The following is an 11,706-nucleotide window of genomic DNA, read 5'->3' as shown; positions in this document are numbered from 1 at the left end:
GAGAGTAATTTTGCAATTCATCACGCTTAACGGCATCAACCTGCATTTTCAGGTGACAGGGCTTGGCGACGGCAAGCCGGTGCTGGTGTTTATCAACTCGCTTGGAACCGATTTCCGCATCTGGCGCGAAGTGGTTGCCGAACTTGCAGATCAGTTTGCGATTGTGACCTATGACAAGCGCGGGCATGGGCTTTCCGACCTGGGCGAACCACCCTATAGGATGGCCGATCACGCAAGCGATCTTGCGGCATTGCTTGACCATTTGGGGGTCGAGAAGGCGATCATTTGCGGGCTTTCTATCGGCGGGCAGATTGCCCAGCAACTGTATGCCGATCGTCCTGACCTGATTTCCGCGTTGATCTTTTGTGGCACGGCAGCTCGGATCGGCGATTCCGATTTCTGGCACCAGCGCATCGGCAATATCGAAGCCAACGGACTTGAAGCAGTTGCCGACGGCATTCTGGAGCGGTGGTTTACCCCGCAATTTCGCGATCCTGCCAATGTCAAATTTCCGGGTTACAGGACCATGCTGGTGCGCCAGCCTGTTGCAGGATACGTGGGCAGTTGTGCAGCAATCGCCGCCTTCGACATGCGTGAAAAGGCTGGGCAGATCGCGGTGCCTACTCTTTGTGTAGTGGGCGATCAGGACGGGGCGACCCCGCCTGAAATGGTCAAGGACTTCGCAAAAGCCATTCCCGGTGCCCGGTTCGAGATTGTTGCCGGGGCAGGGCATATTCCTTGCGTTGAGACGCCCGAGCAGCTTTCAGGGCTGATCGGGGACTTCACCGCCAAAATTGCATGGGAGCAATAGTACGATGGTCGAAAATGCGCCGATTGACCGGCACAGCCAGGGCATGAAAACGCGCCGCAGCGTTCTGGGCGAAAGCTATGTCGATGCAGCAGTGGCGCGGACAACAGCGTTCGACGCGCCGTTTCAGAACCTTATCACCGAAGCAGCCTGGGGCCATGTCTGGTCACGCGATACATGGAGCAAGCGTGAGCGCTCCATCGTTACAATCGCGCTGCTCGCCGGGCTGGGGCATTTTGAGGAAATGGCAATGCATGTGCGGGCAACGGCCCGTACCGGCGCCACAATGGACGACATACAAGAAGCCCTTCTGCACGTTGCAATTTATGCGGGCGTTCCCGCTGCCAATCATGCGATGAAGGTCGCAAAACAGGCGTTCGCAGAGATCGAGGGAGAAACGGGAAAATGAGCACGAGCTTGCCAAACACACCGCAGATCGCCGGTTCATTCTTTGCGCGCGATCATAGTCGGCATCCGCCGTCCTATGCACCGGGCTACAAATCGAGCGTGTTGCGGGCGCCCAAGCAGACATTGGTCAGCTTCGATTCCACGCTGAGCGAGCGCACGGGCCCCGCGTTCGGCCACAACATGATTGGCGAGCTCGATAACGACCTTATCGTGAATTATGCCAGGCCGGGTGAAGCTGCGATCGGCCAACGTATTCTGGTGCATGGGCAAATTCTCGATGAGAACGCCCGGCCGGTGCCCAATGTGCTTGTGGAATATTGGCAAGCCAACGCAGGCGGTCGCTATCGGCACAAGAAGGAAAGCTACCTTGCTGCCGTCGACCCAAATTTCGGCGGCTTTGGCCGCTCGATTACCGATGAGAACGGCTATTACTGGTTCAAGACTGTAAAGCCGGGCGCTTACCCCTGGCCGAATGGGGTCAATGACTGGCGGCCTGCCCATATCCATTTTTCGGTCTTCGGAACCGGTTTCGTTCAGAGGCTGATTACCCAGATGTATTTCGAGGGAGATCCGATGATCGATATCTGCCCGATCGTGAATACGATCAGCGACAAGGAAGCGATCAAGCAACTGATCGCGCCGCTGGATATGGGCAATACGATTCCCATGGATATGCGCGCCTACAAGTTCGATATCGTCCTGCGCGGCCGTCGTTCGACCTATTTTGAAAATCGTCCGGAGGGCAATTGATGGTCAACACGATCAACTATCTCAAGGAAACGCCATCCCAGACTGCCGGCCCTTATGTCCATATCGGCATGGTGCCCAATTTCTGCGATATTACCGGCGTGATCGCTGAAGACCTTGGTAAGGCGATGATCGGCGACGGAACCAAGGGAGAGCGGATCACGATCACCGGTCGTGTGCTCGACGGTGCCGGTAATCCCGTCAACGATTGCGTCGTCGAGATCTGGCAGGCCGATGCCAATGGCATTTACAACAGCCCTGCAGAGCACCGTTCGGGTGCGGACGAGAATTTTGCCGGCTGGGGCCGTTGCCCTGCCGACAAGGACGGCGTTTTCCGTTTCGATACGATCAAGCCGGGCCAGGTCCCCGGTCCCAATGGGGCGCCCATGGCACCGCATGTCTCGCTCTGGATTGTGGCGCGCGGCATCAATATCGGGCTTTTGACGCGGATGTATTTCTCCGACGAAGCCGAGGCCAATGCCAAGGACCCGATTTTGGCGCGGGTGCGTCCATCGGGCCGTGAGCATACGCTGATCGGCAAGCGGGAAGGCGATACCGTAACGTTTGACATTCGGCTGCAGGGCGAAGAAGAAACGGTATTTCTCGACGCATAGACCAAACGGAAAAGGGGCGATATGGGCCTTTCGGTATTTGATCATCCCTTTCTATCGGGCCTGTTCGGCGATCCGGAGATCGCCGGGCATTTTGCTGTGGAGGCTGAGCTTGCCGCCATGGCGCAGTTCGAGGCGGAACTGGCTTTGGTGCAGGCTGAGTGCAGCATTATTCCCGACGATGCCGCGCGCGCGGTGGCGGAGCATTGCAAGGGCTTCGCGTTCGACATCGATGCCCTTCGGGCGGGGACCGGCCGCGATGGTGTCGTGGTTCCCGATTTTGTTCGGCAATTGCGGGCGGGCCTTGAGGACGCGCATAAGCCGTATCTGCATTTTGGCGCAACCAGTCAGGACGTGATCGATACTGCGCTAGTCCTGCGCTTGAAGCCGGTTCTGGACGTCTTTGATGCCCGGATCAGGGGCGTTATTGCGCTTCTGGATGGGCTTGAGGCGCGGTTCGGCCAAAACAGTCTGATGGGCAGGACGCGGATGCAGGATGCGCTGCCGATCACTATCGCCGATCGGATTGCCGATTGGCGCGCGCCTTTGGTCCGGCATCTGGATCGACTTGCCGAGATCAGGCCGCGTGTATTGGTGCTGCAATTTGGGGGCGCTGTGGGCACGCTCGAAAAATTGGGCGCCGATGGCCACCGAGTTGCGCAGGCGCTGGCCAAACGACTGGGCCTTGCCGCGCCTGAAAAAGCCTGGCACAGCCAGCGTGACTCGATTGCCGAATTGACAGCCTGGTTGGCGCTGGTCTGCGGTAGCCTCGGCAAGATCGGTCAGGATATTGCGCTGATGGCGCAAAACGGGATCGGCGATATCGGGCTTTCAGGTGGCGGTGGGTCGTCGGCCATGCCGCACAAGGTCAATCCGGTGGGCGCCGAGACGCTTGTCAGTCTGGCGCGATTTTCCGGCGTGTTGGCTGGGGGCGGTTTTCAGGCGCTTGTGCATGAGCAGGAGCGATCCGGCGCGGCATGGACACTGGAATGGATGATCGTGCCGCAGATCATGCTCACCGGTGGAGCTGCGCTCAAGACAGCGGAAACGCTGCTTGGCGGCGTTCAATCCATGGGGCAGCAGTGAAGCCGTCCATTGTACGGATTGATGAGTTCTGCGGGCTTCGCATTCGTCGGGACTTGGGGTAAAACTGGCATCGCGAAGTGTTGGGAAGGCAGGCGCAGGCGGGTTCTGCGCGCGTTTCCACGCATTTGCAATTAGACAAGAGCATGCCCATTTAAGGCAAAATGGAGTCTTCGTTAGACTCGGCCTGATCGATATGGGCGAAAGGGTATTACCATGCAACTCACACCGCCAGACATACGGGCACGCAAAGGCAAAGAGCCTTTGGTGTGCCTCACTGCTTACTCCACGCCGATTGCCAAGCTGGTCGACAAGCATTGCGACCTGGTGCTTGTGGGCGACAGCGTGGGCATGGTCGTGCATGGGTTGCCCTCCACGGTGGGGGTGACGATGGATATGATGGTCATGCACGGGCAGGCCGTTCGGCGCGGGGTCAAAAATGCCCTGTTGCTGGTCGATCTGCCGTTCGGTTCATATGAGGAAAGCCCTGAGCAGGCTTTCCGCAATGCGGCTCGGCTTATGGCTGAAACCGGCGCTTCGGCGGTCAAGCTGGAAGGCGGCGTGCATATGGCCGATACAATTGCCTATCTCACCGCGCGCTCAATCCCTGTGGTCGGGCATATCGGGCTGACCCCGCAAGCAGTCAACAGCTTTGGCGGCTACAAGGTGCAGGGGCGCGGTGCGCATGGCGAGAAGGTTCTCGCCGACGCAAAGGCTGTCGCGGACGCCGGGGCCTTTGCGGTGGTGCTCGAAAAGGTGCCGGAAGTGCTCGCCAAGCGGATTACCATGGCGATCGATATTCCGACTATCGGGATCGGTGCCTCGTCATCCTGCGACGGACAGATTCTCGTGATCGACGATATGCTCGGCATGTTCACCGATTTTGCGCCGAAATTTGCCAAACGCTATGCCGAATTGGCACACGAGGCCGATAGCGCGATTGAAGGCTATGCGAAAGACGTGCGGGCGCGGACTTTCCCTGGTCCTGAGCATGTTTATAGCGATGCACCCAAGCCAGCACCGACCGGTACTGAGGGATGAGTTTGCACATCGTAAGGACGGTCGCGGACCTTCGGGCCGTCGTTTCCGCTTGGCATCGCGAAGGGCTGCGGGTGGCGCTCGTGCCGACCATGGGGGCACTGCATGACGGGCATATGAGTCTAGTGAAAGCCGGCCTTGATCGCGCGGATCGCGTCATAGTAACGCTGTTTGTCAATCCCAAGCAATTCAACAATCCCCGTGATCTCGACCTCTATCCGCGAACAGAAACCGAAGATGCGCTCAAGTTGTCCGAGGCTGGCGCGCATGTGCTTTTCGCGCCCGGCATCGATGAGATGTATCCGCATGGCTTTTCCACCCGCGTTATCGTTGAGGGTGTAAGCGAGGGCCTTTGCGGAGCCTACCGTCCCGGCCATTTCGAGGGTGTTGCGACCGTAGTTTCCAAACTGCTTTTGCAGGCGGGAGCCGATTGCGCCATTTTTGGCGAGAAGGATTATCAGCAACTGCTTATTATCAAGCGGCTGGTCAGAGATCTTGATATTCCAGTTGAAATTGTTGGCAGTGCGACAATCCGCGAGGAGGACGGCTTGGCCATGAGTTCGCGCAACCAGCGGTTATCGCCGGAGGCTCGCAATATCGCACCGGTTCTGCATCGCGAAATGGTGCTGGCCGCACAAACGATCCGCTCCGGGGAACCTGTCGCTGAGGCTCTTGCAAAAGCTGCCGAAAAGATTGTGGCCCAAGGCTACGACAAGGTTGAGTATCTCGAAATGCGCGGGGCCGAAACGCTGGCTCCGCTCGATACGTTCGGAGAGCCAGCCCGGCTTTTGGCGGCCGCCTGGCTCGATGATGTGCGCCTGATCGACAATATTGCGGTTTGATCAGGCGGCGCGCTCTGCCCGTTCCTCTCTGCTGGCCAAGATCGCGTTGAAACCGATTATGGCTATGCAGGTTGAAATCCCTGCCAATTCGGCGACGAAATAGGGAGACAGGCAGGCCGTGGCTGCCCCTGCCAATATGGCGCGTAAGACGATTGGCATTCGGGTGAAGAGGAATCCCTCGATTACAGCGACAAAGGCTACAGTGCCAGTGATCGCCAGCGCGCCGTTCCATAGAACGATTTCCAGCGGCCCGCCGATGATGATTTCCGGGTTGAACACCATGAACAACGGAATGATGTAGAGGCCCTTGGCGAACTTCCATGCCTGCACACTCGTTTCCATAGGCGCACTTCGGGCCACTGCCGCCGCCGCAAAGCCAGCCAGCGCAATGGGCGGTGTCACGTTTGAATCCTGTGAGTACCAGAACACCACGAGGTGAACGATCAGCAGCGGAATGCCGAATTCGGTGCTGAGCGCCGGTCCTACCAGAATGATCAGGACGATATAGGCCGCCGTTACCGGCAGGCCGAAGCCCAGAATCAGGCTGGCAATGAGCACGAGCAACAAAGCCAGCAGGATGTTGCCGCCGGAGAAGGCGAGCATCATCGATGAGAATTTCAGACCAAGGCCGGTCAGTCCGATCACACCGACAATGATGCCGCCGATAGCACAGGCAATCGATACTGTCAGGGCATTTTTGGCGCCGACTTCACAGGCCTCGATTGCTTTGAAAATGCCCGCCTTGAGGGCATCGAATACGGGCAGGCGTGTGACAGAAACCCCGCTTTCATCGGTAATCGGGCGATTGCGCAGCCAGTCGTAGCTGTATTTGAGAATGGCAATCACCGCGATCGAAACGATAGCGTAAAAGCCCACGCGCATAGGCGATAGACCAATGACCAGCAGATAGATCAGGACCGCGAGCGGAACGAGGAAATGCCAACCGCGCGCCATGACCTCGCGCACAGGGGGCAACTCGCTAGCCGCCATGCCTTTCATGCCCTGCTTGACGGCGATGATATGGACAAAAAGATAAACGGTCATGAAGTAGAGCGCAGCAGGGAAGATGCTGACCAACACGATTTGCAGATAAGGAATTCCAGTGTATTCGGCTATCAGAAACGCGCCTGCGCCCATCAGTGGCGGTGTGATCTGGCCGCCGGTCGATGCGGCAGCCTCAATGCCGCCAGCCTGGGCGGGCTTGTAGCCCAGCCGCTTCATCAGCGGAATGGTGAAAGGGCCGGTCGTCATGACATTGGCAATGGTGCTGCCGGAAATCGAGCCCATGGCCGTCGAGGCGACAACTGCGGCCTTGGCCGGTCCGCCGCGGCGCCGGCCTGTTGCTGCATAGGCAAGATCGATGAAAAAGCGCCCCGCACCGGTAACTTCAAGCACGGCGCCGAAAAGGACGAACGTAAACACGTAAGTCGCCGCAACGCCGAGCGGCAAACCGAATATGCCTTCCTGCCCGAGATAAAGTTGGGCGCCCAGTCGTTCTACCGTATTGCCTCGGTGCGCAAGGATGCCAGGCATGAAATCGCCGAGCCAGGGCAGGGCGCCTCGAGGGCCGGCCAGCGCATACAGAATGAAGACAAGGCCGATAATCGTGATGCCGATGCCAACCACGCGCCGACTTGCTTCCAACAGCGTTATGACCGCGATCCAGGCAACTATGATGTCGGTCTGGCTCCAGAAGCCGGCGCGCGCGATGATATCGTCAAGAAATACGGCCAGATAGAATCCTGAGACGATGGCCATGCAGAAAAAGATCGTGTCGATGATCGCGCCGACCGGTCCGTTTTTCCGGTGCGTGCCAAAGACAGGAAAAACCAGAAACGCGATCATCAGGATCAGGCCCAGATGGATCGTTCTCTGGTAGAACAAGCCCAACGGGTTTACGCCCGCGGTATAGAGCTGAAAAAGGCAAAGCACGACCGAGAGGGCCACAATGAGCATGGCGATCGGTCGGGGACGCGGCACAAAGGTCTGCGCCTGAGGGAGTTCGGGCGGAACCGCACCTTTCTGAGTGAAAAAGGATTTCAGCATTGCCCGTTTGTCTCCTCGTCGGATTTGCGCAGGGTGATGCGCACCGATTTGCGCTCTGCTAAGTCTGAAAGGCTTGTCACTGTGTCCCCGGCTGCAATCTGGTGGTTGACTGCCATCGAGCCGACGCGGAGCCTTAAACAATTGCCAGGCACCGGCTCGTTTATGTCTTCGATGAGATAGCCACCATCCGGCCCGGAACGCACTATGCCCCGACCTTCAAAGTGGCCAAGTCCGGCCGCAAAGTCGGGCTGGTGACTGCTGTCGAGAACCATTTCGCCCCCTCGGATGACGTAACAGTCCCGCACCGGAAAGCGCGCGACCGAATGTGTCCAATGCAGGCACCACCCTTGTTCCGCATCAAGTTTCAGAGCTGCCAGCATTGTGCCATCGAGCAGGCTTGCTTCAAGGACGAACCGGTCGGCGGCGGCGGCATTTGCTGTTGCCAGTGGCGCAAGCAAGGCGGACAGAAGTGCCGCCTTGCTCTTCCCAGTGAAACCGGTTGCCATTGGAACCCGCGTTATGGGCGCAGATGATCAGGCACTTCGGCGCCGATTTCCTCATAGTAGCGGATCGCGCCCGGATGAAGCGGGATCGGGCTTGATCCAAGGCTGAACTCGACTGTCGTATCGTTGGCTGCGGGATGGATTGCACGCAGATCTTCGACACGCTCGAACAGAAGCTTGGTGATTTCATAGGCCAGTTCCTCATCCATCTCGTCGTTGACGACGAGGGCGTTTGGAATGCCGATGGTCTGAGTATCTTCATCTACGCCCTCATAGCTGCCGCCAGGCAGAGTGTAGGGCGCAAAAATCGGCTCTGCGGCGCGGGCGTTCTCGATCTCTTCGTTAGTGAGCGACAAAAGGCGGATCGGACGCGTCACGGCGAGGCTGATGATGGAGCCGGTCGGCGGGCCGACGCTCCAGATGCCCGCATCGATGTCGCCATCGCGAATGGCGTCTGCGGTTTCATTGAAATTGAACCGCTGAGCTGCTGCCAAATCGTCATAGGTGATGCCGTTGCCTTCAAGCAAGGCTTGAGCATTGACTTCGGTGCCAGATCCGGGTGCGCCGACCGAGACACGCTGGCCCACAAGGTCAGCCAATGAATTGATCGACGATTCGGCGGGCACAACGATTTGTACCGCGTTGGGATAGACTGAAGCCAGTGCGCGCACGCCGGCGACCTGACGGCCCTCGAAGGCGCCGGTGCCGGTGTAGGCCTGATAGGCGCTGTCACCGAGGACAAGTGCAAGGTCGGATTCGCCTGAATGGATGTAGGCAAGGTTTTCGACCGATGCGCCGGTCACTTCGGCAACCGCGCTATAACCATCGAGATGCTGGGTGATGAGTTCGGCAAGACCGCCGCCGATGGGATAATAAACGCCGCCGGTGCCACCGGTCGCGATTGAAAGCTGTGTCTGCGCCATCGCGGGTGCGCTGACGAGCAGCGTGCCGGTCATAAGGGCATAGGCAATTGATCTCATAAGCTGTTTCCTCCGTTTTGAGCTTCGAGATTGATGTTTTTTACGCCAGTGTTGCGATCTCCTTCCCGCATTCCGGCGTCTTTCGGGCTACAAGTCCTTTCGGTTTCGGTGTCTCCGACCGGTCGTTGTTTCGCATGAGTGTTATGACCGATCCAGACATGACTTGTTAAAACTAGCCAAACCCTTTGGCGATGTCGCCCCTTAAATTGTGGTTTTCGCGGCCAAGCATACCCGCTTTTACGGATATGGTATTTCGATAGGAAGCTTCCGGCTTGGCAATTTTGGACCAGTGGAATTGAACTTTGGTCCCTCTCGACAGGTTATCTGCTTGCGTCCAATAAGACTGGAACGCTGATTTTCGTGACTGGAAAAGGATGGTGCATATGGCGCGGATGACCCTCGAAGACTGGATTGTCGGTAAAGGCGTGGAAAGCGGCATCGGCGCAATCTTCAACACTATGGCGCTATGCGGCATGGAAATCGCGGTGGCGCTAAGGGCCGCTGCGGTAGCGGGCGATACGGGCGCCCTGGAAAGCGTCAATGTGCAGGGGGAAACACAAAAAAAACTCGATGTGGTTTCCAATGAAATCTTCCTCAAGCGCGGCGCCGAGAGCGGCGTGCTGGCGGCTATGGTTTCCGAGGAACTGGACGATATATCGTTGGTCGAAGCGCCACATCCCAATGCGCGCTACGCACTGGTTTTCGATCCGCTGGACGGTTCATCCAACCTTGACGTTAACGGGGCGGTGGGGTCGATCTTTTCCGTCCTTGATCTGGGCAAGTCCACTGGCATTACGCAAAAGGACGTTCTGCAGGCCGGGCACCGGCAGGTCGCCGCAGGCTATGTGCTCTATGGTCCATCCACGACACTGGTGCTGACGACCGGTAAATCGGTCGCGATGTTCAGCCTCGATGAGGCGAGCGCAGATTTTGTGCTCAGCGCCGACAATATCCAAATTCCGTCAGCAACCAACGAATATGCGATCAATGCCTCGCGGGTGAATCAATGGTATGAGCCCACGCGCCACTATATCGAGGATTGTTTGGCCGGTGAGGCCGGGCAGGGCGGCAAGCGCTACAATATGCGTTGGTGTGCGGCAATGGTTGCAGATATGCACCGCATCCTGTGCCGCGGCGGTATATTCCTTTATCCCGAAGACAACGAAACCAAATCCAAAGGCGGTCGGTTGCGGCTGCTTTATGAAGCCAATCCGATGAGTCTTCTGGTGGAGGCGGCCGGAGGTGTGGCTTCGATGGGGACTGGGCGCATACTCGATGTCCAACCTTCCTCCCTGCATCAGCGCGTTGGCGTCATCATGGGTTCCAGGGACGAAGTCGTTCGCGCTTGCGCCTTTTATTGAGTGGCTTGAAGCAACGCGGATTTGTCGCGATTTTATATTGAAGCAAAAAGAACTTGTCTCGGTGGCCCCGAGACGGTAAACGGCCATCCGGTTCTAACTCTTTTTGGTTGTGAGCGATGGGCAAGGAAAAGTTTTCACGTAATAAGCCGCACTGCAACATTGGTACGATTGGTCACGTTGACCATGGCAAGACCTCTTTGACGGCTGCGATCACGAAGGTTCTGGCTGAGACTGGCGGGGCGACCTATTCTGCTTACGACCAGATTGACAAGGCGCCTGAGGAAAAGGCCCGCGGGATCACGATTTCGACGGCTCACGTTGAGTATGAGACCGAAGCGCGTCACTACGCACACGTCGATTGCCCAGGCCACGCTGACTATGTGAAGAACATGATCACGGGTGCTGCGCAGATGGACGGCGCGATCCTTGTTGTTTCGGCAGCCGATGGCCCGATGCCCCAGACCCGCGAGCACATTCTGCTTGCCCGTCAGGTTGGTGTTCCTGCGCTTGTGGTGTTTTTGAACAAGGTTGACCAGGTTGACGACGAAGAGCTTCTGGAGCTTGTTGAGCTTGAAGTTCGTGAGTTGCTCTCGAGCTACGAATTCCCCGGTGACGACATTCCGATCACCAAGGGTTCGGCTCTTATGGCTTTGGAAGACAAGCGTCCTGAAATCGGCCACGATGCGATTTTGGAGCTTATGAAGACTGTGGATGACTACATTCCGCAGCCTGAGCGTCCGAAGGATCAGCCGTTCCTGATGCCTGTTGAAGACGTGTTCTCGATCTCTGGCCGTGGTACTGTTGTGACCGGTCGTGTTGAGCGCGGTATCGTCAAGGTTGGCGAGGAAGTGGAAATCGTTGGCATCAAGCCGACCCAGAAGACCACTGTTACCGGCGTTGAAATGTTCCGCAAGCTGCTCGATTCGGGTGAAGCAGGCGACAATATCGGTGCGCTGGTTCGCGGTATCGATCGGAGCCAGGTTGAGCGCGGTCAGGTTCTGTGCAAGCCCGGTTCGGTCACTCCGCACACCAAGTTTGTTGCAGAAGCCTATATCCTGACCAAGGAAGAAGGCGGCCGTCATACTCCGTTCTTCACCAATTACCGTCCTCAGTTCTACTTCCGTACGACTGACGTGACCGGTGTTGTGACGCTCAATGACGGTGTTGAAATGGTCATGCCTGGCGACAATGTTGAAATGAACGTGGAACTGATCGTTCCGATCGCGATGGAAGAAAAGCTGCGCTTTGCCATCCGTGAAGGCGGCCGCACCGTCGGCGC

General features: G+C 57.6%; 12 protein-coding genes. 9 read left to right on the top strand and 3 right to left on the bottom strand.

Annotated elements, in window-relative coordinates:
- Positions 1-10: 10 nt before the first annotated feature.
- From pcaD to panC, 7 genes are all read left to right on the top strand, one after another.
- The gene (gene pcaD / locus EO133_RS05695; protein ID WP_127071702.1) at positions 11-811 is read left to right on the top strand and encodes a 3-oxoadipate enol-lactonase; all 801 of its coding nucleotides are present in this window, start codon (positions 11-13) and stop codon (positions 809-811) included.
- Positions 812-815: 4 nt separating this feature from the next.
- Positions 816-1,217, top strand: coding sequence for a 4-carboxymuconolactone decarboxylase (pcaC, locus tag EO133_RS05690; RefSeq protein ID WP_127071701.1), 402 nt, complete (start codon positions 816-818; stop codon positions 1,215-1,217).
- Positions 1,214-1,966: a protocatechuate 3,4-dioxygenase subunit beta gene (gene pcaH, locus EO133_RS05685; protein WP_127071700.1), complete on the top strand. Its 753-nt coding sequence runs from the start codon at positions 1,214-1,216 to the stop codon at positions 1,964-1,966. The genes pcaC and pcaH overlap by 4 nt, the downstream gene beginning before the upstream one ends.
- Positions 1,966-2,577 (top strand): protocatechuate 3,4-dioxygenase subunit alpha, encoded by a 612-nt coding sequence (gene pcaG, locus EO133_RS05680; RefSeq protein ID WP_127071699.1) that lies wholly within the window; start codon positions 1,966-1,968, stop codon positions 2,575-2,577. The genes pcaH and pcaG overlap by 1 nt, the downstream gene beginning before the upstream one ends.
- A gap of 21 nt (positions 2,578-2,598) precedes the next feature.
- Positions 2,599-3,660, top strand: coding sequence for a 3-carboxy-cis,cis-muconate cycloisomerase (locus EO133_RS05675; protein WP_127071698.1), 1,062 nt, complete (start codon positions 2,599-2,601; stop codon positions 3,658-3,660).
- Between the two features lie 213 nt (positions 3,661-3,873).
- Positions 3,874-4,698 (top strand): 3-methyl-2-oxobutanoate hydroxymethyltransferase, encoded by an 825-nt coding sequence (panB, locus tag EO133_RS05670; protein ID WP_127071697.1) that lies wholly within the window; start codon positions 3,874-3,876, stop codon positions 4,696-4,698.
- Entirely contained in the window at positions 4,695-5,537 is an 843-nt protein-coding gene (panC, locus tag EO133_RS05665) for a pantoate--beta-alanine ligase (protein WP_127071696.1), read from the top strand. Before panB ends, panC begins: the two co-directional genes overlap by 4 nt.
- Here panC and EO133_RS05660 read toward each other — a convergent pair whose 3' ends face one another.
- From EO133_RS05660 to EO133_RS05650, 3 genes are read right to left on the bottom strand one after another with little or no spacing between them, the layout of a single operon-like run.
- Positions 5,538-7,583 carry a TRAP transporter permease gene (locus EO133_RS05660; RefSeq protein WP_127071695.1) on the bottom strand — a complete coding sequence of 682 codons (2,046 nt, stop codon included), beginning with the start codon at positions 7,581-7,583 and terminating at the stop codon, positions 5,538-5,540.
- The gene (locus EO133_RS05655; protein ID WP_127071694.1) at positions 7,577-8,089 is read right to left on the bottom strand and encodes a DUF1850 domain-containing protein; all 513 of its coding nucleotides are present in this window, start codon (positions 8,087-8,089) and stop codon (positions 7,577-7,579) included. Before EO133_RS05655 ends, EO133_RS05660 begins: the two co-directional genes overlap by 7 nt.
- A gap of 11 nt (positions 8,090-8,100) precedes the next feature.
- Positions 8,101-9,066: a TAXI family TRAP transporter solute-binding subunit gene (locus EO133_RS05650; protein WP_127071693.1), complete on the bottom strand. Its 966-nt coding sequence runs from the start codon at positions 9,064-9,066 to the stop codon at positions 8,101-8,103.
- A gap of 383 nt (positions 9,067-9,449) precedes the next feature.
- Here EO133_RS05650 and EO133_RS05645 point away from each other — a divergent pair, with 383 nt between their 5' ends.
- Together EO133_RS05645 and tuf are read left to right on the top strand one after the other, a co-directional pair.
- Entirely contained in the window at positions 9,450-10,427 is a 978-nt protein-coding gene (locus tag EO133_RS05645; protein ID WP_127071692.1) for a class 1 fructose-bisphosphatase, read from the top strand.
- Between the two features lie 116 nt (positions 10,428-10,543).
- Positions 10,544-11,706, top strand: a 1,163-nt coding sequence (gene tuf, locus EO133_RS05640; RefSeq protein ID WP_127071679.1) for an elongation factor Tu, incomplete at its 3' end; no start/stop codon positions are given.

The organism is Pelagibacterium lentulum, assembly GCF_003992625.1.
Classification (GTDB): domain Bacteria; phylum Pseudomonadota; class Alphaproteobacteria; order Rhizobiales; family Devosiaceae; genus Pelagibacterium; species Pelagibacterium lentulum.
Note: the sequence above shows the minus strand (reverse complement) of the source record. Positions and strands in the feature narration are given on the sequence as shown.